This window comes from Mycobacterium sp. D16R24 (assembly GCF_002013385.1).
In the GTDB taxonomy this organism is placed as follows: Bacteria; Actinomycetota; Actinomycetes; order Mycobacteriales; family Mycobacteriaceae; genus Mycobacterium.
On the sequence record NZ_MAEV01000020.1, the window covers coordinates 22,686 to 44,944 of the forward strand.

The window sequence follows — 22,259 nt, forward strand, 5'->3', positions numbered from 1 at the left end:
AGTGTGCAACATGGGCGGTAAACCGTGAGCAGTCTGGCCAAGATCGTCGATCCGACTCTGCCCGGTCGGAACGCAGACCTGCGGCAGGCGCAGTACTACCAGGATGTCATCGGAGAGCTGCGTTCGGTGGCACGGCGGGAATTAGACGACCATCTCGCCTCTCTGGAGCGAAGAAGACAGAGCGGCAAGCCATCCAGCCTCTCCCGCCTGCACCGGCTCGTCGGCGCCAAGCGTGCGGAACTAGCCGCCCTCGACCAGCTGCTCGTGGCGCTCAGCGATCGATTCGGTGACCACTCGACCCTGTCAGCCGGGTAGTTCCGCTCGTCGGTATGAAGTGCCTGGGTGGCCATCTGCCAAGTGTGGGTCGTGGCCGCCGAGATGCTCACGCAGCGTGTGCTTTTCCTGATGATGCGGCACCCGCCCGCGGCGGCGCAGCTCGGGTACGACGAAACGGGCGAAATCGACGAAGGTCCCGGGTGAGGTCACGCACCACGGCGCCGGCCTCCCAGGAGCCCTCCCAGAGCTTGTAACAGACCTGCAGGTACTCGTCGGCGATGTCGTAGCGCTGATCGTGCGGCATCTGCGCGTCCAGCCCCAAATTCCTTGTGCTGGTGGTGGTCACGTGACACCATGGCGTATTGCCCGGCGGCCGGTGGGAACCTTTGCGCTCGGCAGGGTTTCAGCGGCAGGGCTAGAAGCCGCCAGCCCGCATATCGGGCTGTGAATCCTCCAGTGGGGTAAGGATTGTCGCGAGCCACGTCACGGTCAGGGTCGCAGCGGCGAGTGCGGCGAGCAGCGTCCATACCAACGGATCGGACCCGTCAGCGGTCTGATGCCACCACAGTGCGGCGAGACTGGTCACCGCGCCAAGCGCCGCGGTGTAGGCTGCCGCGCAGCACCACCGGAAGTGTCTCCGCCGCAGAGCGATAAGCGAGACAACGCATGCCGCCAGGAACATGATCGATGTTCCCGGCACGACGGCGTCGACATGCAGCGACGGGCTGACGTGGGCACCGAGGTTTGACCAGCGGCTCGCCGCGGCCAGGCCCAAGACGATGGCCGCCACTAGTGCGGTCCAGCGGCGTGGTCTGCTCATCCAGACGTCCTCAAGCACGCCGCGCTCGATCGCGCGAAGCGTGTCCTCAAGCCCAACGTCCTGGCGCTGCGTCTTCACTCAATGCCTCCCAATTCCGAACATCTCTGAGAGTAGAGGTCGGATGCGGGGCCCCGGCAGTTCCGTGCCACTTGTCGCCCGCCCCGCTAAGTTCACCCACAGCTGGGATGCCCTGCGTGCCGCGGTTGCGGGTCTGCAGGACCAGGCGTTTGCGCAGCCGTCTGGCTGCACCGGGCGCCTCGTCCGCGATCTGGTGTGTCACCTGATCATCGACGCCCAGGATGTGCTGGGCGCGCCGCCAACCGGCGAAGATCCGCTGGACGCGCTGATTGTGAGGCTTGCCGCCGCCCACCGGGAGCCCGGTCTGCTCACCTTCATCTCCACGATCTCGGCGCGGCGGCGGGGCGTGCGGCGTCGATCGCCGACCCGAACCAGCCGGTGGTGTTTGAAGTAGTGCACGAGACAGTCCGAGTGCGCCATCGGCGGGCAAGAGCACAGCCAGGACCGCACACGGCGGCCAGCGATAGGCCCAGATTGGTGGCGAGCATCGGTTGCTTCCCTTCAGTCGCGCGCTGGGTGCGCACTGCTTCGCCTAGGCGCAGTTGAGGGTGACGTAAGCCATCTTGAAATCCGGGGGTTCTTGTTCGCGGGCCGGAGCCTGCCTGATATCGCTCGTGCGCAGGTGTTGCACCGGAGACTGGGTCAGGATGGATCGCACCGTGCAGTCCTCGATGTCTCGTCCGCCCACCTTCGTGACAATCACCCGGTACCCCTCGGAGGTGAGCATGTCGATGACACCTTGGGCGCCGCCTACCGCGGCCGGGCCCGCGGCGGCAACCGGGGGTCCGAGGAATGCGTCGGCCGCGATCGCCGCTGCCGCGGCGAGTCCCGTCGCGGACACCGCCAGGATGAGCATTCTGCTGCGTTGACCTGTGCATTGGGTGATCATTGGTGTGGTTCCTCTCACTACGAGGTCCACCATATGACACTCCGTGTCCTTAATTACACATCATGTCATGTGTCGTGGAGCACATCTAGACGGACGAACTATTTATCGGCGGTCGCGGCTAGCATTGGGACATGACAACGCAGTTTGACGCCGTGATCGTCGGGGCCGGTTTCGGTGGGATGGGCGCAGCGATTCAGCTCAAGGAGCTGGGCCTGACCAATCTGGCGATCCTGGATCGCGAGGATGATCTCGGCGGTACTTGGCACGTCAATCACTACCCCGGCCTGGCTGTCGACATCCCGTCGGCAACCTATTCGTACTCATTCGAGCCGAACCCGTACTGGTCCCGATTGTTCGCGCCGGGCGCGGAGCTCAAGCAGTACGCCGCTCACGTGGCCGAGAAGCACGATCTGCGCAAGTACATGCGTTTCAACACCCCGGTATCGGGTGCGCGCTGGGACGAGGAGGGCCAGCACTGGGTGGTGGCCACCGAAGCCGGCGATACCGTCACCGGCAAGTACCTGCTCACGGCCACCGGCTACCTGTCGCAACCGAAGATGCCCGATATCGAGGGCATTGAGTCCTTCGCCGGCAAGATCATCCACACCACCAAGTGGGACAACAGCTATCGTGCCGCGGGCCACAAGATTGGTTTGATCGGCACCGGCGCCACCGCCGTTCAACTCATCCCCGAGCTGGCCAAGGATGCGCAACACCTCACCGTGTACCAGCGCACCCCGATCTGGGTCGTACCCAAGGCTGACGCGAAGGTCCCCGGCGTGATCAAGAAGCTTTTCGCCAAGGTGCCACGTACCCAAAAGATCGCTCGCACAGTGGGTTCGGCGATCCTTGAGGTGATCATGGTGGGCGGAGTGCTGCATTTCCGCCAGTTCCGGCAGGCCAACAACGGGGCCGCGATGCTGGCCAAGGCGCATTTGTTCGCGCAGGTGCGCGATCGCGAGCTGCGCCGCAAGCTGACGCCCGACTATGACTTCGGCTGCAAGCGGCCAACCTTCTCAAACACATACTTCCGAGCGTTCAGCAGGAAGAACGTCAGTCTCGAGACGGCATCGATCGAGCGCATCGAGCCCGACGGCATTGTCACCGCGGACGGCCGCAAGACGGTCATCGACACCCTGGTGCTGGCTACCGGATTTAATCTGTGGGAATCGGCCTTCCCGGCATTCGAGGTCATCGGCCGTGAGGACTATAACCTCGGAAAGTTCTGGCGGGACAACCGTTTCCAGGCCTTCGAGGGGATCACCGTCCCCAAGTTCCCGAATCTGTTGACGCTGAACGGTCCGTACTCCTACAGCGGATTGTCCTACTTCGACACCATCGAGTCCCAGATGCGGCACATGAAGCGGCTCTTCGGAGAAATGGCGCGCACCGGTGCGGAAACCTTCGAGGTCACCGACGAGGCCAACACCGAATTCCTGAACCGCATGAACCACAACTTGGATAGTTCGGTGTTCTACCTCGGCAGCTGCCAGACCGCACGAAGCTACTACTTCAATCAACACGGTGAGGCGGCGCTGCTGCGTCCGACGTCGACGGCCAGCGCGTACAAGGAGCAGGAGTCGTTCCCGCTCGAGGCGTACCAGTTGGCCTAGGCGGTTCTGGTCTGGCTAGGTGAGGACGCAGTCACCGCAGACCGCAGAACGGTCGTCGGTGAGCTGGTAGATGAGGCAGCAGCTGCGCCTCCGGAAATCCGGTCCCGCGCGCAGGGCGCCATCGTCGATGCGCCGGTCGCGAAGGTGTGCATTGGCGACGTCGCGGGCGGCATCGGTCAGCTCGGGTCGTGACGAGGCGACGAGACGCGCCGCGCTATTGACGGCCGATCCGACATTTCCCCATAGAACGCGGTGACTTACGCCGGTGTGGTCGATCACGCCCTGAGTTATCGATTCGACGGCCGACCCGGCAAGGGCGTTGCACTCCCCCACCCGTAGGACCACCGAGAGCGGAAAGGGACCGCCCAATTGGTCCTGCCACCACAACTCGTGCAAGTCCTGCGAGATTCGCAGCTCACCGCAGGTCGCGGCGGCGATAGTTGGCGCGAGGATGCGGGCGACAAGGCCCAGATGGGCCACTGAGGCCGCTACCCGCAGATCGATGTCGGCGAGGCCTGCCGCCGTGCGCGAGGCGAGACTGCCTCGGACGCTATCGATCCGGTCCGCGAGTGCGCTTGATCCGTCGGTCAGTTCCGCCATGGGCCGCCAGGGCGGCGCCGGTGTGTCCCCATCGCCATGTGTCTCGACGGCGAAGAAGGGCCCAAAGGCCGACAGCTCAACCGCGCTCACACGCCGATGATGCCACCAGCACGATCAAGATCACATGCGGGCGCGGCATTGGGATTGGGTTGTTTGCGTCCACTCCATTGATTGGCGGTGTGCACGAAAGGGGCGTTTAGTGGCTGAGCAGGTCGGAGACCTAACCACTGTCGACTTTGAATACCACTACTCGTATCCGGCCCATAGCGTGTGGTCGATACTTAACTCGCCACAGTCCTTCGGGCAGTGGGTGAGAGATTTTGGGCCGACGAAATACGAGACGGGACTTAACTTTTCGTTTAGCGTCTCCCCGTTCGTGGGAAGCGGATTCGTCGGAGAGATCGACGGCCGGTTCACCGAGGTGGTCGACGATGGGGTGTTGGCCTACCGAATGGCCACCCGTGACGGTTCAATCGTCATCGACTCGCGCTGGATCCTGGATCCTGGAGCCGGACTCGGAGGGAACACGACTACCTGTCAAAGCGACCGGATTCAATCCGAATGACCATGACCAGATGCGCTTCAGGCAGCTGTGTCTTGCGGGCTGGCCCGCCGTGCTGGAGCGGATTGACGACTTTCTGCGCGAGCGGTGATCGCGCAGAAAGTCGCGCGCTGCTGTGACTACTCGATGACGCGAACCAGGTAGGGGGCCATGTCGTTGAAGCGCACCGGCGACACCTGCACCGCGGGTTCGGATGCCTCCAGCATGAGGTTGTTTCCCAGGTACATCGTCACGCTCTGGCTGCCGTTGGGTCCATAGAAGATGAGATCTCCCGGGAGCGCCTGTGCTGGAAGTACTTTCCGGCCGGCGTTGTACTGGTCGCCGGACCGGCGGGGCAGCTTGATGCCTGCGGCGGCGTAGGAGTAGACCATGAGGCCCGAGGCGTCGAATCCCGGGACCTTCGGTGCGGACGCAGCCACCGGAGCCGGAATCAACCCCATCAGGCTCGTGGTTGGCTCGGGCGCGGCAGGTGCGGTGTCGGTGCTCGTGGTTGGGCCGTCGGTGTTACCGCCCCCATACGTGAACGGCACGCCGCGCTGAGCCAGACCCCTCGCGATCACCGCGTTGATGGCTTTCTGGGCGTCTGCGGGGCTTCTGTGGACGTCGGCGGAGGCCAGCCCCGGCGTGGCAAACAACAGGGCGATGCCGAGCATGACTGCGTAGGTGCGTTTCATTCGATTGTCGCTTCTCTCCGGCCGTGAACTCTGGCTCCCGGGTGGTTCTTTCCGGCCGGCGATGACCACCAAGATCCTTTCTACCGCCGACATCGTGTAGATCCCAATTAGGTTCTGCGACATGGCCAATGAGTTGTCGTACTGTGACCGAACGGTGACACTGGACCGCTGTGCGGCGACAAGTCAACCCTTGCGCTCAACGTTTCTTGAGCGCGCTCGGCCTACCGGTCGTAGGCTGACGCCATGACCGATCACGACCGCCTTGCCACCCGCCGCGAGATTGCCGACGCACTCACGAACGCCTTCGAACGGCGTCATGAGGTGCTTGATCTGATTGTGGAAGCAGATGACCGAAAGACTGCCATCGATGCGATCGCTACATTGCTGGGAACCTCTCACCTGGGTGGCGAAGCGGTCATGGGCATGTCCTTCGACCAGCTGACCAAGGATGAGCGCCGCAAGAACGCCGCAGAGCTCGAGGATCTCAACAGTCAGCTCACCTTCACCCTCATGGAACGCCCCGCGAGTTCGGGAGACAGCCTCGAACTGCGACCGTTCTCCGGTGATTCCGACGCCGATATATTCGCGGCCCGCACCGACGAGGTAGGCCAGGCGGGCGACGGTTCCGGCGCCCCGGCGGGCGGTCTCGAAGACGAGCTGAGGGCGGCGCTCGCGCGCATCGACGACGAGGAAGCGGCCTGGTTTGTCGCTCTCGAAGGTCCAGCCAAGGTGGGCCTCGTCTTTGGCGAACTGGTCGACGGTGAGGTGAACGTGCGGATCTGGGTTCATCCCGATCATCGAAAGAAGGGTTACGGCACAGCGGCTTTGCGGAAGTCCCGGTCGGTGATGGCGGCCTACTTCCCCGCCGTCCCCATGGTGGTGCGGGCCCCCGGAGCCGCCACGCCGTGAGTGTGGGGGTAGCCGAGCGCTCATCGAGAGCATTAATCAATGCGCTTGATGCACTGACGAATTGGTGCGAATTTTCTGGACAACACGCCGCCCTATCGCACCTCTTCGGGCGTTGGAACATTGGTGAGGTCCGCTACTGTTAGCGCGGTATGAGCACACACGAGGAATCTCCGATGGGCATTCTGGTGTCTCAGATCTATCGCGTGCTGTGGTCACGAGCCTCGGTGATCGTGCGCGACTTCGGCGTCACGGTTCCGCAGATGGAGTGCCTGGCCGTGCTGTCCGCACAGCCGGGGATATCCAATGTTGAGATCGCCGCAGAGCTTCGGATCACGCCCCAGGCGGTAAGTCTGGTCCAGCGGTCCCTTGAAGAGGCGGGCCTGGTGCTGCGGACGCGTCGACAGGCCGACGCCAGGGTGCTGACCTCCGAGTTGACCGCCAAAGGGCGGAAGCTCTTCGAGCGTGCCGATGCCACTCTGCGCGAGGATGACGACGAGATACTCGCCAACATGACAGACAAAGATCGGGCCCAGCTGCGCAGGCTGCTCGGCGGTGTGATCGAAACCATGTCGACGAGGTAATTCGCCCCGTTGCCGGGTGCAAAAGCCCTCGGCGCCAACACCATGTGACGATATTGTTGAATCCTTTGTGCTGTTCAGACGGGTTGTGAACTCTTTCTGACTCTTTTGTGGATTTCCTGGATTCATTCCAGATAATTGAGGCATACTGGCCTTGTGGCCTTCACTTGGGATGAGTACGCGGCGCTGCTGCGGACTGCCGATTTGCGGGTTACCCGGCCCAGGGTCGCCGTCCTAGAAGCCGTGGAAGCGCACCCGCACGCCGATACCGAGACCGTCTTTGGTGTCGTCAGGACCGGTCTGCCCGAAGTGTCCCGGCAGGCCGTTTACGACGTCTTGGCGGCGCTGACGTCGGCGGGCCTGGTGCGCAAGATCCAGCCCTCCGGCTCCGTGGCACGGTACGAATCGCGGGTCGGCGACAACCATCACCATGTCGTATGCCGCTCGTGCGGCGTCATCGGGGACGTCGATTGCGCCGTGGGCGCCGCACCGTGCCTCACCCCATCCGACTACAACGGTTTCGTGCTTGAGGAGGCCGAGGTTATCTATTGGGGCCTATGCCCCGATTGCGCTTCCCCGCAAGCGCCCACACGAATTTCGGGATCACACACGTGATCACAGCCCATATCACCCCCCTCCCGAAAGGATCGCTGTGCCTGAAGAACACCCGCCCATCGCAGAGGCAAACAACCAGCCGTCGAACGGTTGCCCCGTTGCGGGCGGTCGACTGAACCACCCCGTCGAGGGTGGTAACGCCAATCGCGAATGGTGGCCCACCCAGCTCAACCTGGGCATCCTCAAGAAGAATCCGCCGGCGGCCAACCCCCTCGGTGCGAACTTCGACTACGCCAAGGCCGTGCAGACGATCGACGTTGACCAGCTGAAAAAGGATGTCGAGTCAGTCCTGACCGACTCGCAGGACTGGTGGCCCGCCGACTTCGGTAACTACGGCCCGATGTTCATTCGTATGTCGTGGCATGCCGCCGGCACCTATCGCGTCGCCGATGGCCGGGGCGGCGCGGGCGCCGGTATGCAGCGGTTCGCCCCGCTGAACAGCTGGCCCGACAACGTGCTGCTGGATCGCGCGCGGCGCCTGCTGTGGCCCGTCAAGAAGAAGTACGGAAACTCTCTGTCCTGGGCCGACCTCATCGTCTTCGCCGGTAACCACGCGATGGACACTATGGGGTTCAAGACCTTTGGGTTCGCGTTCGGGCGTGAGGACCGCTGGGAGCCCGAGCAGGATGTCTACTGGGGTCCCGAGCACACCTGGTTGGGCGACGAGCGTTACACCGGCGATCGTGACCTGGAGAACCCCCTTGCCGCGGTACAGATGGGTCTGATCTACGTCAATCCCGAAGGCCCCAACGGCAATCCGGATCCACTGGCCGCCGCCATCGACATCCGCGAGACCTTTGCCCGGATGGCGATGAACGACGAGGAAACCGCGGCGCTGATCGTCGGTGGTCACACCTTCGGTAAGACGCACGGCGCGGGCGATGCCGGGCTGGTCGGGCCGGATCCCGAGGACGCGCCACTGGAGCAGATGGGCATCGGTTGGAAGAGCTCATTCGGCTCTGGCAAGGGCAATGACGCGATCGGCAGTGGTCTGGAAGTTACCTGGACCCACACGCCAACCAAGTGGGACAACAGCTTCCTGGAGATTCTGTACGGCAACGAGTGGGAGCTGACCAAGAGCCCCGCCGGTGCGCATCAGTGGAAGCCCAAGGATGGCGGCTGGGCCAACTCGGTACCGATGGCCCAGGGCACGGGCAAGACGCACCCCTCGATGCTCACCACGGATCTATCGATGCGGTTCGATCCCATCTACGAAGGGATCACCCGGCGCTGGCTCGACCATCCCGAAGAGCTGGCCGACGCCTATGCTAAGGCCTGGTACAAGCTGATCCACCGCGACCTCGGGCCGGTCACTCGCTACCTGGGTCCGTTGGTGCCCGAGGAGACCTTGCTCTGGCAGGACGTCATCCCCGCCTCCGACACCAACATCGGGGCCGATGATGTCGCCGAGCTGAAGAAGCAGATTCTCGCTTCCGGCCTTACCGTGCCGCAGCTTGTGTCCACCGCATGGAAGGCAGCGGCCTCGTATCGCAACAGCGACAAACGTGGTGGTGCTAACGGTGGCCGTATCCGGTTGCAGCCGCAGGCCGGCTGGGAATCCAACGAGCCCGATGAGCTCGTCCAGGTGATCCGCACGCTGGAGGGCATCCAGGAGTCCTTCAACGCCGGAAGCAAGAAGGTCTCGTTCGCCGATCTCGTCGTGCTCGGTGGTGCTGCTGCCGTCGAAAAGGCGGCCAAGGATGCCGGATTCGATATCGCCGTGCCGTTCACACCCGGCCGCGGCGATGCCACCCAGGAACAGACCGATGTCGAGTCGTTCTCCTACCTGGAGCCGGCTGCCGATGGTTTCCGCAACTACCTGGGCAAGGGTGCGCAGATCCCTGCCGAATACAAGTTGATCGACAAGGCCAACCTGTTGGCACTGTCCCCGCCCGAACTGACTGTCCTCGTCGGCGGTCTGCGGGTGCTGGGTGCCAACTACCAGGGCTCCGGGCTCGGCGTGCTCACCGACAACCCCGGAACATTGACGAACGACTTCTTCGTCAATCTGGTCGACATGGGCACGGAGTGGACACCGTCGTCGGCCGACGACGGCACCTACGTGGGTACCGATCGCGCCAGCGGTGCGGCGAAGTGGACCGCGAGCCGGGTGGATCTGGTGTTCGGTGCCAATTCCGAGCTGCGCGCTCTGGCAGAGGTTTACGCACAGGATGACGCTAAGGAGAAGTTCGTCAAGGACTTCGTCGCGGCATGGGTCAAGGTGTCGAACGCGGACCGGTTCGACGTTCGCTGATCTTCGCAACACGTGGATGGCCGGTTCCTTAGGGGACCGGCCATCGCGCTATCGGTCAGGACTAGTCAACGTCGGTCGTCTGGTCTTTCGTCTCGGCACGCGTCGTCAGCGCTACGCCGGCCTCCTCGAAGATCTCCTCGATGGCGTCCCAGTCCCCCTTCCCCACCGCCGACTTGATGCGCGCCGCGTCCCGCAGTACGAACCGGAACGGCTCGTTTTCAGGGGTACCGAATCCCCCTCGAAGGCAATCGACAAGGGCATCGAGGTTGCTGCCGAAGTAGCCGCCTGGCCCGTTCACCGCGCGGCCGAGCTCGGTGAAGAAGTCGGCCCGGGTACGAACGCGGGAACCATCGATGAGATAGGTCTTCATGCGCCTTCAACCTCACAGAATGACTGGTAGTGATCGCCTGTGTAGTAGACATGCGGCGGATCGTTCAGCGGGTTGCCGCCGGTGATGATGCGCCGCGTGCCGCGGGTCTTACCGCCCGGAGTGCGGACCGTGTACTCGTGGTAGTACCCACGAGGCTCGGAGGGCAACACCCTCTCGCGGTTCTGGAACACGACGCCGTCATTGCGGGGATACGGGAACGGTCCGCCGGCATGGATCAGGTCCACGGTTCCGGTGGCCTCGGTAGGCAGCTCGCTCAGGCCGCACTGGGAGATGGTGGCGCGCGCCGGCAAGGGCTCGGTGCAACCGATGAGCGCCACTGCGAGGAGCGCGGCGCCGACGGCGCGCAAACACGGCGACATGCCTCGACGGTACTGCATGCATCTGCTGGAACTACGGTCGATGACGACAGCGCTAGCTCGATCTTCCCCGTAGCACGGCCAATTCGTTGTGCGCGGACGCGTGCTCGGCTTCGACCAGTGCGGCCTGTTCGTCGGCGGGGTCGGCGAACAGGAACGAGCCGGTGCCGGGTGCGCCGGCGGATCCGAGTTTGTTCATGCGCTGAGGCACTGCGGCACCCTGGTATTCCAGCGGGATGGCGTGGCCGTGTTCGGAGAATTATCGAACCGGCCATTTCGATAACAGAGCGAATGCTCTGTTACTCTCTGGGTGTGCCTCGGCCGCGCATCCATTCCGTCGACGATCTGCTCGATGCCACCGAGCGGATCGCGGTGGACGAGGGCCCGGCGGCGGTGACGGTGCGGGCGGTTTCGCAGCTGACCGGAACATCCAATGGTGCGATCTACCATGCCTTCGGATCGCGTGGTGCGATGGTCGGAAGGGCGTGGTTGCGCGCCGCGGAGCGGTTCCTTGCCATGCAGCGTGACGCCGTCGATACAGCGTTCGCGACGGGTACGCCCATCCACGTCGCCGCGGTGAACGCCGTTGTCGCGGCCGCCGACACCCCCGCCGTCTTCGCCGAACGATTCCCTGAATCCTCGCGGCTCGTGCTCGGCGTACGGCGCGAGGATCTTCTGGGCTCCGATGTTCCTGACGACGTCGCCGACGCCATGGCGAGCGTCGACGCCAGGCTTGTCGCGTTATTCATCCTGTTGTCTCGTGCCCTGTGGGATCGGGAGGACGGTCGCGCGGTGCAGGTCATCGAGGACTGCATCGTGGGGTTGCCGACCGGCCTTCTGCTGCGGGGTCGCCGCCGGCCCGATGCGGACGCACGCTCACGTCTGGAGGCCGCGGTGCGCGCCATTCTTGCTCTCGATCCACCCCCAATGCGCCCAAAAACGAAGGGCGCCACAATGAAAGGAAGCACGTGACCCCCACCCTCGAACTTCAGGACACCATCGCGGTTCTGAACCTCGGTACGGACGAAAACCGCTTCTCCCCCGATTGGCTCGATACCGTCGACGGGCTGCTCGACGATGCGCTGACGCACGCCAAACCATTGGTCACCGTGGGAACCGGCAAGTTCTACTCGAACGGACTCGATCTGGAATGGCTTATGGCCCACGGTGATCAGAGTGATTGGTACGTCGGCCGCGTGCACGCGCTCTTCAGTCGAGTGCTCACCCTCCCGCTGCCCACCGTCGCCGCGGTCAACGGTCACGCGTTCGGCGCAGGGGCGATGCTTGCCGTCGCCCACGACTACCGGGTGATGCGATCCGACCGTGGATATCTGTGCTTCCCCGAGGTCGACATCAACATCCCGTTCACTCCCGGAATGGCGAGCCTTATCCAGGCCAAGGTGACCCCGCAGACGGCGGTCACCGCGATGACCACCGGGCACCGGTACAGCGGAGACGCTGCCGTGGCCGCAGGTCTGGCCGACCGGGCCGCCTCCGAAGACGAAGTACTCAGTGTCGCAGTCGATCTGATGAGCCCGCTGATCGGTAAGGGCAGCGGAACCCTGGGCGCCATCAAGACGACCATGTTCGCTGCGACCACTGCTGCGCTGGCGGCGTAGGGCCGCTCTACTGAGGTGGAATGACCGGCGGGCGACACACGTTGCCCACCGGGTCCCACCACCAACCGTTATCGCAGTTCAACGGTGTGGTCGCGACCGCTGGCCGGCAGGTGTTGGCCACCGGATCCCACCATCCGTCCGGACAGTTGGGCACGATGGGATCCGCGGAGCCGATGGCCGGCGCGGTGCCGGAGACAACGGCGAGCGGCAAGAGCGTTCCAGCGGCGAGGATCAGCAATCGGCGGGCAAGCAGGTTCATAGGGACACCTCCGGTATCGGGTAGTGCGGCTCGTGTGAGCCTACTCGGCAGGAGGTGTGCGAAACCTCGGTGCCAGTACCCGTTTTGCGGCAACGTCCAGGGCATACCCGAGCGCACCGATCACGAGAATGACGGCCACCACCTGGTCGTAGGCCAGCTGGTCGCGTGCGTTGAGGATTTGATAACCCAAACCGGATCGCACGCCCAGCATTTCGGCGGGAACAAGGACCACCCACGCGATGCCCAAGGCGATGCGCACACCAGTCTGAACGCTGCCCCGGATGGCCGGGAGTATGACCGCGGTGAGGAGTTCGATGCGAGTGGCATGAAATGACCGCGCCACGTGCAGGTACCCGGGTTCGATGCCGTGCACGCCGGCGGTGGTGTTGGAGAATCGGCCATACTGCCGCCGCGGCGATGAGGAAAATGACAGGTCGACTGCCAATCCCGAACACGGCCACCGCGATCGGCGTCAAAATCCGTGGCGCCGATAACGCTGGCGCGCAAACTCACTCGCGAATTGATCGGCTAGACGACAGGACTCTGGTTGGATGGGTCGTATGACTGAGGATGTCAGAGTGGTCTCTGCGAGTCGCGAGGTGGATGCGCCGGCGGCGGTGATCTTCGAGTACATCGCCGATGCCGCGCGACAGCGTGAATGGGATGGCAATGAGAACCTGGCCGAGGCCGCCGCGGGGCAACGCGTTCACGGTGTGGGTGCTGTGTTCGTGATGACCCTGACCAACGGTGCGGTTCGCGACAACCACATCGTGGAATTCGAGGAGGCACGCCGGATAGCGTGGTTGCCCTCCGAAGTCGGCAAGGAGCCGCCTGGCCACCTCTGGCGATGGGAACTGGAGCCGCTTGGCGACAACCGCACTCGGGTGACCCATACCTACGACTGGACGAACCTGACCGACGAGAAGAGGCTGCCCCGGGCCCGTAGCACCACCTCGGAGCGGCTGCAGGATTCGGTGGACAGGCTCGCGGCACTCGCCGAGTCACGTGCCTAGCCCTCCCTGGGATTCTGCGGTTCCATCCTTGACCTCAAGCTCACTTGAGGTTGAACACTGGGCTCATGACAACGAAAACATCCAATGTGCGTCAGATTCGATCGGATCTGTGGGAGACGCGCAGGGACAGTCCGTTCCCCGGGCTGACCACCCACGCCTACCTATGGACCCGCCACGACGGGAACGTGCTGTTCTACAGCCCAGCCACCGAGGCCGATTTCGAGGTGATCGCAGAGCTGGGCGGGGTGACTCACCAGTATCTGTCGCATCAGGACGAGGCCGGACCGATGCTCGCCGTCGTGAAACAGCGATTCGGGTCGACACTTCACGCATCCGCCCACGAGCGGAACGAGATTGGCAAGCACGCCGACCTTGACGTCCCCATCGACGAACGTCATGTGGATGACAACGGCGTAGACGTCATCCCCACGCCGGGTCATTCCCCCGGCAGCACAAGCTATCTAGTCACGGGAGCGGACGGCCAGAAGTACCTCTTCACGGGGGACACGATGTTCCCCACCAAGGGGGGGCACCTGGTCTACCTTCCTGGTCCCCGGGCGCGGGAGCGCCGATGAGTTGGCGAGGAGCCTGGAACTGTTGGGGAGCCTCGATCCGGATGTCGTCATCTCCAGCGCGTACGGCGGGAACTCCGCGGTGTACGAGCTTCCGGAGGGCCGTTGGCGCGAGCTCATCGCACAGGCGCAGCAGAGCGTGCGACGCGCCTAGGGGCGAACGGCCTGCGTGAACCCGAAGACTCCGCTGGGATCGTAGGCAGAGGCAATTCGTCGCAGTCGCGCCAGATTGTCCCCGTAATAGGCCGCGGCCCAATCGGGCAGGCGGGGATCGATGTAGTTCACGTAGGCGGCACCGCCACAGATCCCTGCGAGCCGATCCCGTGCCTCGTCCACGCGGCGATACGCGACGGACGAGTCTGTGCCGACTCCGTGATAGATCTGGATCGCTGCGGCGGCCCGTCGGTGTGGGAAGGCGGTGGCGTCGGCCGCAACTCGGCTGACGGCGCCTCCGAGGCTGTCGAAGATGAAGGTGAGGCCGCGTTCGCCGACCAGGAGCGCCTCAACTCTGGAGGTGTCGATCGCCGCGTGCGGGACCATCCGGGAGGACGCCACAAACGCCTCGCGCTGCAGCTGTCCCGTCCCGGCCCCGGTCCATGCCGGATGACACTGATCCACCGTCAATGTCGAGCAACCGCCCATGAACTTCATGGCATCGAGAAAAGTCTTGTCGGCGACGAATCGATCGGATGGGCCGATACCGATCGCGCTGCGGAGTGCATCGACCAGGGCACGTGGATTGTCGGTCTTGGCGATACATCCCACGATCCGGCATTGCGGTGTGGTGCCGGCCATGGCGTGCAGGGTCGTCCACAGTTCATCGGGCGCATCGTCCATGAACATCAGCCACCGGTGCATGATCGCGGCGGTGTCCCCCGGCGCGTAGTCGAGCGTGAACACCGTGAGGCCAGTTGCCTGTGCGGTCTCGAAGGTGAACTCCGTGGCAATGCAGAAGTTTCCGCCGCCAACTCCGCGGATGGCCCAGAACAGATCGGGCTCGGAATCCGCCGATAGGACCCGGATCCCGCCATCGGCGGTTACCGCGCGAGCCGATATCAGTTGGTCGCACGTGAGTCCGAACTTACGGGTGAGAACCCCCACCCCACCCCCGAGAGTCAGCCCGGCGATGCCGACGGTCGGACAGGAGCCGCAGGCAAGCATCCGGCCCGCCGACCAGACGCCGGCGTAGACATCGATCAGACGTGCGCCGGATCCGACCGTCGCCTGTGTCCCCGTCACCGAGACCGCCGCCATCCGCCCGAGATCGACCACCAGGCCGTCGTTCGGGACACAGTAACCGGCATAGCTGTGGCCGCCACTGCGCGCCGCTACGGGTATCCCGGAGCCGGAGGCGAACTCAACGCAACGCGCCACGTCCTGTTCAGAGGCGCAGAAAGCCACCGCACCAGGATGATTCATATCGAAGAGTGGATTGAACGTTCGTGCTGCTTCGTCCGACCCGGTCTCCCCGCGCACCGTGAGAGTTCCGGATAGCTTGCGGCGCAAATCTTCCCATCGAGGGATAAGTGGTACGTCTTCTGAGTGGATCGGGGAGCATCCGGTGATTGCCCTTCCGCCGAGCGCCAAGGCCGCCCCGGCGGACAGCACACTGCGTCTGGTGACCAGCGCAGCGCGCGGGCGATTCGGTTGGGGGTCCATCACTGCTCCTGCCGGCCACTATCGGGTGGATGCCCCATCTTGTCGCCTACTACCGGCGCGCGGTGCGCGCAACGGTAGATTGGCCCACATGACGGTGAGCCCGGCACCCGATCCGGTGGCCGATATAGCGCTCAGCCCCACCGGGCCGCAGGTAGGAGCTTTCTTCGACCTGGACGGCACTCTCGTGGCCGGATTCACCCCGACGGCACACGCTCGCGATCGGATGCGCCGTGGTCAGGCCAGCGTCGGCGAGGTTCTCGGAGTCCTGGAGGCCACCTTCCGGTACAAGTTGGGCCGCATGGAGTTCGAGCGTTTGGTGGTGCGCGCCGCGGGATACCTGCGCGGCGACTCGCTGGCCGAACTCGAAGCCGTCGGCGAACGAATCTTCCACCAGCACAATGCCTCGATGATCTATCCGCAGATGTGCGAGCGCGTGCGGGCGCATCAGGAACAGGGACACACCGTGATGCTGAGTTCTTCGGCGCTGACCATTCACGCCGAGCCGGTGGCCCGCCATCTCGGAATTACCCATGTGCTCTGCAACCACTTTGATCTCGACAATCAGGGGCGTCTCACCGGCGGTATCCGTACGCCCATCGTGTGGGGACGGAATAAGGCGACCGCGGTCGCACTGTTCTGCGAATCCAATGGTGTTGATTTGCACCGCAGTTACTTCTATGCGGACGGCGAAGAGGATATCGATCTGATGTCCCTCGTCGGTGAGCCCTGCCCGGTCAACCCGCGCGGCCGGCTCGCGGTCATGGCGTCGCAACAAGGCTGGCCGGTCCTGCGGCTGAACGATCCGAGGCCCCGTGGCGTGCGCTCGTCGCTGCGCAGGCTCGCCGGGTTGGTTCGCCGATAGGCTTGGATCATGGCGGGACGCTATGTGGCATTGGGAAGTTCGATGGCGGCGGGACCGGGCATCCTGCCGCGTGCGCCAGGCTCGCCTCGACTGGCCGGACGTTCGGCACGCAACTATCCGCATCATGTTGCCGACCGCATGGGATATCAGCTGGTCGATGTCACCTATTCCGGTGCGACTACGGCACATATCCTGACCGACCCGCAGAACACTGCGGCGCCGCAGATCGGCGCGCTCGATGGCACCGAGGAGCTGGTGACGGTCACGATCGGCGGTAACGACGTGGGTTATGTGCCGTTCTTGTTGGCCGCGTGTCTGCCGCACGTTCTGCGTGCCCTGCCAGTCGTCGGCGGCGGACTGGCCGACATGCTCGACACCGGCAAGCGGGATGCGGCACTGGCGGTTGTGGGTCAATCGCTGCGCGCGGTGGGTGAGCAGGTGCGGAATCGCGCACCGCGGGCACGGGTGATCTTCGTCGATTACCTCGCACTCTTGCCCCCTGAAGGCGAGCTCGCGCCGCCGTACACCCAGGCCGAGACCGCCAGTGGACGTCATATCGCCGCCGAACTCGCGGCGGCCACCGCGGCTGCGGCCCACGCCACCGGCTGCGAGATCGTGCGCGCATCGGCGGCCAGCGCGGACCATCACGCCTGGTCGGCACGGCCCTGGGCTACCCGTCCCGGATTCCCGTGGCCGTGGCGCCCGGCTCCCCTTCATCCCAACGCGGACGGCATGAGCGCCGTGGCCGATCTGATCGTGGCCGTATTGGACGCCGCGTCTAATGACCGAGGTTGCGGGGTGAGCGGCCCGGAGCATTGCGATACTTGATCCCGTGCGCACAACTGCCCTGCTGATGGTTCCCGTCTCGGCCCTTGCGATCGGCGTCGGATTCGCCAGCCCCGCCTCGGCCGTGGCGCCTCCGGCGGACGGGACGTATCGGATGATCGAGGAAGGATTCGGCGAGGTTTCCTGGACGCTGTCCGCCGTCTGTGTACAGGCCTCGGGCACCCGCATTCAGTCCGACTACACCGACCCCACCATCCAGGCCGACGGCTGCACACTCACCGTCACCAGCGCGACACCCGACATCCTCAAGCACAACGACAGACTGCAGAACTACTCCACAGCGGCCAAGCTGGTTGACGACCAGTGGACGTTCCTGCATGCGCGACCGCAGGGCATGACCTGCCCGGACGGGACCTATGCGCCCACCCAGGAGAAGTACGTCTTCAACGACGAGACCCTCGCCGGAGTGCACACCACGATCCACAGCGCGGTATGCGGCGGTCAGCCGGGGATGACAAAGAGGCCCTTCAGCCTGCAGTTCGTGAAACCACTCGATGTACCCGTCGATCGGTTCCCGCAGTACTGCGATGGCTTCGCGCATTGCTGGTGACGGGTTAGGGCAGCAACGGCACCCGCCAGAGCGGCACACCCGGGTCGATCACCAAGAGTCGCGTCATCGTCAATCGTGTGATGAACAACGCGCCTCGAATCATCACCACCGCGATGGGCAGCTCGGCCAGAACCGCGGTCAGGATCGCCCAGCGCACCTCCGCGGGGCCGGCTGTCATCACGTCGAACCAGGCATCGCAGATCAGAAGCACTCCGGTGGTGAACGCCGTCAAAACGAGTAGTTAACGACGCAGCAGACCCAGTACCGCGGTCGCGGCCGTGAATGCCACCAACAGCGCGTCGAAACCGACCCACGTCGCCGTCCACCGCTGTGCCACATAGTTTTCGGGCAGCGTGAACGCAAGGTAGGTGATCCAGGGGATCAGCGCGATCGAGCCGCCGATCATCAAACCCAGCCGGAGCGCGCGAAACCTCGCCAAATTCGGCGGCGCCACCTCGCCGAGCGGGCGTTCCAGCCGCTGGATCAGGTCCCTTCGCTCCTCGGTGGACAGCGCCGCGATCGTCTCGTCCGATAGATAACTCTGGGTCATGCCCAGCTTCCTCCCAGGAAACGTCATCACAATGTCAGCGTGCCACCGACTACGCCGATGCCCCCTCCGGCGCCGACTCCCATTCCGCAGCTGCCCGCCAACGATTTCCACCAATACAGCCATGGGATTTCGGCCCTCGGTGGTTGGTTTCCGATGGTCGTCCAGGTGCTCGCGGTGGTGACCTTGCTGGTGGTCATCGGATGGCGCAGCCGCCGGTGGCGCCTGCTGTGGGCGCCCGTGAGCGTAGCGATCGGCGCGGTGGGTGCGTTGGTGGCGTGGGTCTACATGAACTCCGAAGGGTTGGCCTCGGACCCGGCACCCTTCAAATTGTGGATATGGATCGGTGTGTTCGTCACGTCGGTCGCGGTTGCCGTCATCGGCTTCCGGAGTGCGCGCTGGTGGCGTCGTGGTGTATCGGCGTTGGCCATTCCACTGACGTTGCTTTCGGCACTCGTCGCGCTCAATACCTGGGTGGGCTACTACCCCACCGTGCAGGCGGCCTGGGGTGCGGTCTCTGCGGGCCCGCTTCCCAACCAGGTCGATCTCAGTGAGCTTGCAGGTCTGCGCAATTCGAATCCCGGTACCGGAAAGCTTGTCGACGTAGACATCCCCGGCGACGCAAGCGGGTTCAAACATCGAGGTGAGTACGTCTACCTCCCTCCGGCCTGGTTCGCGGGCGATACCCCGCCGCGGCTGCCGGTGGTGATGATGATCGCCGGCGAGTTCAACACCCCAGCCGACTGGATCCGCACGGGTAACGCCACCCAGATGATCGACGACTATGCCAAATCGCATGGTGGGCAAGCACCGATATTCGTCTTCGTCGATGTCGCGGGAAGTTTCAACAACGACACCGAGTGTGTCAACGGCCCGCGCGGCAACGCCGCTGATCACCTCACCGAAGATGTTCGCCCCTATGTGGTGTCGGAGTTCGACGGGTCGGCTGACCCTGCCAACTGGGCTGTTGTCGGCTGGTCGATGGGCGGCACCTGCGCTATTGACCTGACGGTCATGCATCCGGATCTGTTCTCCACATTCGTGGACATCGCCGGCGACCATGGGCCTACCGCGGGAACCAAGCAACAGACGATCGAGCGGCTGTACGGCGGAGATGCCGCCCGATGGGATGCCTTCGACCCGCGCACCGTGATGGCCAAACATGGTCCCTACACCGGCGTCACGGGATGGTTCGAGGACGCGATACCTCCGGCAGGCAGCAAGAAGCCAAGTGGTGCAAAGCGCCCGACAGCCGACACCCCCACGGGAATCGGTGGGCATGACGATGTGACCGACGACGATCGAGACGGTGCCGCCGCTGATCTGTGCGCAGCGGCCCAGCAGGTGCAGATCTCCTGCACCATTCACCAGATGATCAGTGGGCACACCTGGCAATTCGCCAGCCGAACATTCTCGGACGCGCTGCCCTGGCTGGCGGCGCAGCTTCGCACCCCGGGAAGCCCGTGAGTACCTACGCTCCCCCGACCTGAGTCCGCAGCGACTCCAGAAGCGTCTGCCACCATTCGCCGTGGCGGCGTAGGAACAATCCGTCGGGAAAGGTATGGCGGGCCACATGATCCTGCGGAACCGACTCCCAGCCGAGATGTTCGACCGTCACCCGGGTTTCGTCCCTGATCGGCTCGAACCGCACCTCGACGGTAGTCATCTGATCCTCGGCGAAGCTGTCCTGACGCCATGTCAGGCCCAATCGTCGGCCGGGTTCCCACGTGGTGACCCTGCCGATTTCGAACTCGGTGCCGTCCGGGTATGACTCAACGAAGCGGCCACCGAGCTCCGGTTCGATCGCGAGTACGCCGCGGCGCCGGGTGAATCGGAACAGTGTGTTGGGCTGCCACCAGATTCCGATGTCGTTGACGAATACGTCGAATGCGCGCTCCGGGGTGGCACGTACCCGCAGCGATACCAGCACGCGTGACCCCATCAGCCCTGCTCTCGCTCGATGTGCTCCTTGAAGGCCGAAAGTTGCGTGGCCCAGAGCTTCTCGATCTCGTTGAGCCATGCCTTTAGTTCCGCCATGGGGGCGGGTCGCAATGTATAGATGCGTACTCGCGCGTCGAACTCGGGGTGAGATTCCTCGACCAGCTCGCTGGCCTTGAGGGTTCGCAGGTGCCTACTGAGTGCCGCGGGGCTCAGGCCGACGGCGTGTGCGATCTCGCCCGCACGGCATGGTCGATCCCGCAGCACCTCAACGATTCGTCGGCGATTGGGATCTGCCAGCGCGGTGAGTGTGCGATCTATACTCGCGAGTTCCGGAGAGGGCCGGGTCAAACCCAGCCCTCGATGTTCAGACCGCTCACCTTCTCGGCATCCTCGCGCGAGACCGTCCGCACCGACTGACCGAAGGTCCAGACGTGTCCCTCGGGGTCTTGGGCCCGGTACACCCGGTCGCCGTAGAACTGGTCGGCCGGGCGCATCAAGATCGTGGCGCCGGCGGCCTCGGCCTGCTCGCAATGCGTGTCGATATCGCTGTCAATCTGAACATGGATCGTCTGGGTACACCTGCCACCGACCGTTTTGGGACTGGCGACGCTGGCGTCCCACTCGGATCCGACCATGAGATAGCCATCCCCAAAACGCATCTCGGAATGCTCGATCCTGCCGTTGTTATCGGTGATGACCATCGACCGTTCGAAACCAAAGGCCTTTTCCAGCCAGTCGAGGGCTGCCGATGGATCCTGGTAGACGACCGCCGAAGCCAAGCTAGCGCGTGTGCTCATGGTTGATATTTAACGCTTACGTTAAATATCTGTCAACGGTCGCGCAGACATGAGGTACTCGCGGCTCGCTAGGGGTTGACCTTGGAGATGACGCGCTCGGCGAAGCTCTCCAGGTTCTTGATCTTGGTGTCCAGCGGCTCGGTGTCCAGCCCGACGATATAGGGAATGCGGAAGCCGACGATGACATCGGTGACACCCTTGTCCTCCAATCGTTTCACGCCATCCACGGTGAACCCGTCGATGGAGATGACGTGGACCTCAAAGGGCTTATCGGCCGTCCCCTCTTCTTCACGGAACGTGTTGAGCTTGACCAGCAGTTCGTCTAGGTCCTCGGTGCCACCGCCATGCATCCAGCCATCGCACCGCGCGGCACGACGCAGTGCCGCGTCAGCATGTCCACCGATGAGGATCGGGATGGGCTGGGTCGGCGCGGGACACATCTTGGTCTTGGGAATGTCGTAGAACTCGCCGTGGAACTCGAAGTAGTCACCGGTGGTCAGCCCCTGGATGATCTCGATGCATTCGTCCATGCGCTTACCGCGCTTGGCGAAGGGCACGTTCATGAGTTCGTAGTCCTCGGGCCACGGGCTGGTGCCGACGCCGAGCCCGAGGCGGTTACCCGTCAGTGCCGCAATGGATGAGGCCTGCTTGGCCACTAGGGCGGGCGGCCGGATCGGCAACTTGAGTACGAAGATGTTGAACCGCAACGTCGAGGTCACTGCGCCGAGGGCCGCCGTGAGCGTCAATGCCTCGATGAACGGTTTGTCTTCCAGGAATTCGCGGTTCCCGTCGGGCGTGTATGGATACTTCGCATCCGACTCGTAGGGATACGCCAGGCTGTCGGCGATGGTCATACCGTGGTAGCCCGCCGCCTCGGCCGCCTGGGCCAAGGGAATGTAGTACGACGGATCGGTCATGGCCTCGGCGAAGGTGAACCGCATAGCTTCCTCCTGGAGTGCTTGAGAAACACATTGTGCTG

At 64.0% G+C, this 22,259-nt stretch carries 25 protein-coding genes and 7 pseudogenes; 16 read left to right on the top strand and 16 right to left on the bottom strand.

The window, feature by feature from the left end; all coding sequences use genetic code 11:
* Positions 1-24 precede the first annotated feature (24 nt).
* A complete protein-coding gene (locus B4383_RS17690) occupies positions 25-315 on the top strand; it encodes a hypothetical protein (protein ID WP_078292402.1) in 291 nt (96 codons plus the stop codon).
* On the opposite strand, the pseudogene B4383_RS27450 reads toward B4383_RS17690, so the two are convergent.
* Both B4383_RS27450 and B4383_RS17700 read right to left on the bottom strand, forming a co-directional pair.
* Positions 304-486, bottom strand: a pseudogene (locus tag B4383_RS27450) (5,10-methylene tetrahydromethanopterin reductase); the annotation flags it as partial. The gene B4383_RS17690 and the pseudogene B4383_RS27450 sit on opposite strands and share 12 nt — an antisense overlap.
* Before the next feature lie 205 nt (positions 487-691).
* The gene (locus B4383_RS17700) at positions 692-1,174 is read right to left on the bottom strand and encodes a hypothetical protein (protein ID WP_078292403.1); all 483 of its coding nucleotides are present in this window, start codon (positions 1,172-1,174) and stop codon (positions 692-694) included.
* Between the two features lie 43 nt (positions 1,175-1,217).
* Between B4383_RS17700 and B4383_RS17705 the strand changes: the two are divergent.
* Positions 1,218-1,555 (top strand): annotated as a pseudogene (locus tag B4383_RS17705) (maleylpyruvate isomerase N-terminal domain-containing protein); the annotation flags it as partial.
* A 151-nt stretch (positions 1,556-1,706) separates the two neighbouring features.
* Here B4383_RS17705 and B4383_RS17710 read toward each other — a convergent pair.
* The gene (locus B4383_RS17710) at positions 1,707-2,096 is read right to left on the bottom strand and encodes a hypothetical protein (protein WP_139360854.1); all 390 of its coding nucleotides are present in this window, start codon (positions 2,094-2,096) and stop codon (positions 1,707-1,709) included.
* Positions 2,097-2,194: 98 nt separating this feature from the next.
* On the opposite strand from B4383_RS17710, the gene B4383_RS17715 reads away from it, so the two are divergent.
* On the top strand, positions 2,195-3,676 hold the full coding sequence (locus tag B4383_RS17715) for an NAD(P)/FAD-dependent oxidoreductase (RefSeq protein WP_078292405.1): 1,482 nt from the start codon (positions 2,195-2,197) through the stop codon (positions 3,674-3,676).
* A gap of 15 nt (positions 3,677-3,691) precedes the next feature.
* Here B4383_RS17715 and B4383_RS17720 read toward each other — a convergent pair whose 3' ends face one another.
* A complete protein-coding gene (locus B4383_RS17720) occupies positions 3,692-4,366 on the bottom strand; it encodes a (2Fe-2S)-binding protein (protein WP_078292406.1) in 675 nt (224 codons plus the stop codon).
* A gap of 109 nt (positions 4,367-4,475) precedes the next feature.
* Between B4383_RS17720 and B4383_RS17725 the strand changes: the two are divergent.
* Positions 4,476-4,929: pseudogene (locus tag B4383_RS17725) on the top strand (SRPBCC domain-containing protein).
* Positions 4,930-4,957: 28 nt separating this feature from the next.
* On the opposite strand, the gene ripD reads toward B4383_RS17725, so the two are convergent.
* A complete protein-coding gene (gene ripD / locus B4383_RS17730; RefSeq protein WP_078292407.1) occupies positions 4,958-5,512 on the bottom strand; it encodes an NlpC/P60 family peptidoglycan-binding protein RipD in 555 nt (184 codons plus the stop codon).
* Positions 5,513-5,755: 243 nt separating this feature from the next.
* Here ripD and B4383_RS17740 point away from each other — a divergent pair, with 243 nt between their 5' ends.
* From B4383_RS17740 to katG, 4 genes are all read left to right on the top strand, one after another.
* Positions 5,756-6,421 (top strand): GNAT family N-acetyltransferase, encoded by a 666-nt coding sequence (locus B4383_RS17740; RefSeq protein WP_078292408.1) that lies wholly within the window; start codon positions 5,756-5,758, stop codon positions 6,419-6,421.
* A 173-nt stretch (positions 6,422-6,594) separates the two neighbouring features.
* Positions 6,595-7,002, top strand: coding sequence for a MarR family transcriptional regulator (locus B4383_RS17745; RefSeq protein ID WP_078292498.1), 408 nt, complete (start codon positions 6,595-6,597; stop codon positions 7,000-7,002).
* Between the two features lie 153 nt (positions 7,003-7,155).
* Positions 7,156-7,614 carry a Fur family transcriptional regulator gene (locus B4383_RS17750; RefSeq protein WP_078292409.1) on the top strand — a complete coding sequence of 153 codons (459 nt, stop codon included), beginning with the start codon at positions 7,156-7,158 and terminating at the stop codon, positions 7,612-7,614.
* 37 nt (positions 7,615-7,651) lie between these two features.
* Entirely contained in the window at positions 7,652-9,868 is a 2,217-nt protein-coding gene (katG, locus tag B4383_RS17755; protein ID WP_078292410.1) for a catalase/peroxidase HPI, read from the top strand.
* 61 nt (positions 9,869-9,929) lie between these two features.
* Here katG and B4383_RS17760 read toward each other — a convergent pair whose 3' ends face one another.
* From B4383_RS17760 to B4383_RS17770, 3 genes and pseudogenes are all read right to left on the bottom strand, one after another.
* On the bottom strand, positions 9,930-10,238 hold the full coding sequence (locus B4383_RS17760) for a barstar family protein (RefSeq protein ID WP_078292411.1): 309 nt from the start codon (positions 10,236-10,238) through the stop codon (positions 9,930-9,932).
* On the bottom strand, positions 10,235-10,636 hold the full coding sequence (locus B4383_RS17765; protein ID WP_078292412.1) for a ribonuclease domain-containing protein: 402 nt from the start codon (positions 10,634-10,636) through the stop codon (positions 10,235-10,237). Before B4383_RS17765 ends, B4383_RS17760 begins: the two co-directional genes overlap by 4 nt.
* A gap of 34 nt (positions 10,637-10,670) precedes the next feature.
* Positions 10,671-10,868: pseudogene (locus tag B4383_RS17770) on the bottom strand (cytochrome b); the annotation flags it as partial.
* Positions 10,869-10,927: 59 nt separating this feature from the next.
* Between B4383_RS17770 and B4383_RS17775 the strand changes: the two are divergent.
* The gene (locus tag B4383_RS17775; protein ID WP_078292499.1) at positions 10,928-11,587 is read left to right on the top strand and encodes a TetR/AcrR family transcriptional regulator; all 660 of its coding nucleotides are present in this window, start codon (positions 10,928-10,930) and stop codon (positions 11,585-11,587) included.
* Complete coding sequence (locus tag B4383_RS17780) at positions 11,584-12,234, top strand: enoyl-CoA hydratase-related protein (protein ID WP_078292413.1); 651 nt, start codon at positions 11,584-11,586, stop codon at positions 12,232-12,234. The genes B4383_RS17775 and B4383_RS17780 overlap by 4 nt, the downstream gene beginning before the upstream one ends.
* 7 nt (positions 12,235-12,241) lie before the next feature.
* Here B4383_RS17780 and B4383_RS17785 read toward each other — a convergent pair whose 3' ends face one another.
* The gene (locus B4383_RS17785) at positions 12,242-12,493 is read right to left on the bottom strand and encodes a hypothetical protein (protein WP_078292414.1); all 252 of its coding nucleotides are present in this window, start codon (positions 12,491-12,493) and stop codon (positions 12,242-12,244) included.
* A gap of 40 nt (positions 12,494-12,533) precedes the next feature.
* Positions 12,534-12,966: pseudogene (locus tag B4383_RS17790) on the bottom strand (ABC transporter permease subunit); the annotation flags it as partial.
* Positions 12,967-13,053: 87 nt separating this feature from the next.
* Here B4383_RS17790 and B4383_RS17795 point away from each other — a divergent pair.
* Together B4383_RS17795 and B4383_RS17800 are read left to right on the top strand one after the other, a co-directional pair.
* Complete coding sequence (locus B4383_RS17795) at positions 13,054-13,506, top strand: SRPBCC family protein (RefSeq protein ID WP_078292500.1); 453 nt, start codon at positions 13,054-13,056, stop codon at positions 13,504-13,506.
* A gap of 65 nt (positions 13,507-13,571) precedes the next feature.
* A pseudogene (locus B4383_RS17800) lies at positions 13,572-14,232 on the top strand (MBL fold metallo-hydrolase).
* Here the strand turns inward: B4383_RS17800 and B4383_RS17805 are convergent.
* Positions 14,229-15,737 carry an FAD-binding oxidoreductase gene (locus tag B4383_RS17805; protein WP_078292415.1) on the bottom strand — a complete coding sequence of 503 codons (1,509 nt, stop codon included), beginning with the start codon at positions 15,735-15,737 and terminating at the stop codon, positions 14,229-14,231. The pseudogene B4383_RS17800 and the gene B4383_RS17805 overlap by 4 nt on opposite strands.
* An 88-nt stretch (positions 15,738-15,825) precedes the next feature.
* Here B4383_RS17805 and B4383_RS17810 point away from each other — a divergent pair, with 88 nt between their 5' ends.
* Genes B4383_RS17810 through B4383_RS17820 form a run of 3 tightly spaced genes read left to right on the top strand, consistent with a single transcriptional unit; the run spans position 15,826 to position 17,995 of the window.
* Positions 15,826-16,599 (top strand): HAD-IB family hydrolase, encoded by a 774-nt coding sequence (locus B4383_RS17810; protein ID WP_078292416.1) that lies wholly within the window; start codon positions 15,826-15,828, stop codon positions 16,597-16,599.
* A gap of 9 nt (positions 16,600-16,608) precedes the next feature.
* A complete protein-coding gene (locus B4383_RS17815; protein ID WP_078292417.1) occupies positions 16,609-17,427 on the top strand; it encodes an SGNH/GDSL hydrolase family protein in 819 nt (272 codons plus the stop codon).
* Between the two features lie 4 nt (positions 17,428-17,431).
* Complete coding sequence (locus B4383_RS17820) at positions 17,432-17,995, top strand: hypothetical protein (protein WP_078292418.1); 564 nt, start codon at positions 17,432-17,434, stop codon at positions 17,993-17,995.
* Between the two features lie 4 nt (positions 17,996-17,999).
* On the opposite strand, the pseudogene B4383_RS17825 reads toward B4383_RS17820, so the two are convergent.
* Positions 18,000-18,545: pseudogene (locus tag B4383_RS17825) on the bottom strand (hypothetical protein).
* A gap of 39 nt (positions 18,546-18,584) precedes the next feature.
* Here B4383_RS17825 and B4383_RS17830 point away from each other — a divergent pair.
* Positions 18,585-20,009 (top strand): alpha/beta hydrolase-fold protein, encoded by a 1,425-nt coding sequence (locus tag B4383_RS17830; RefSeq protein WP_139360855.1) that lies wholly within the window; start codon positions 18,585-18,587, stop codon positions 20,007-20,009.
* A 4-nt stretch (positions 20,010-20,013) separates the two neighbouring features.
* Here the strand turns inward: B4383_RS17830 and B4383_RS17835 are convergent, their stop codons facing one another.
* The 4 genes from B4383_RS17835 to B4383_RS17850 form a co-directional block, all read right to left on the bottom strand.
* Positions 20,014-20,484, bottom strand: coding sequence for an SRPBCC domain-containing protein (locus B4383_RS17835; RefSeq protein WP_078292419.1), 471 nt, complete (start codon positions 20,482-20,484; stop codon positions 20,014-20,016).
* Entirely contained in the window at positions 20,484-20,831 is a 348-nt protein-coding gene (locus tag B4383_RS17840) for a metalloregulator ArsR/SmtB family transcription factor (RefSeq protein WP_139360856.1), read from the bottom strand. The genes B4383_RS17835 and B4383_RS17840 overlap by 1 nt, the downstream gene beginning before the upstream one ends.
* Positions 20,828-21,280, bottom strand: a complete 453-nt coding sequence (locus tag B4383_RS17845) for a VOC family protein (protein ID WP_078292420.1) — start codon at positions 21,278-21,280, stop codon at positions 20,828-20,830. The genes B4383_RS17840 and B4383_RS17845 overlap by 4 nt, the downstream gene beginning before the upstream one ends.
* Before the next feature lie 68 nt (positions 21,281-21,348).
* Positions 21,349-22,221, bottom strand: a complete 873-nt coding sequence (locus B4383_RS17850) for an LLM class flavin-dependent oxidoreductase (RefSeq protein WP_078292421.1) — start codon at positions 22,219-22,221, stop codon at positions 21,349-21,351.
* Positions 22,222-22,259 lie beyond the last annotated feature (38 nt).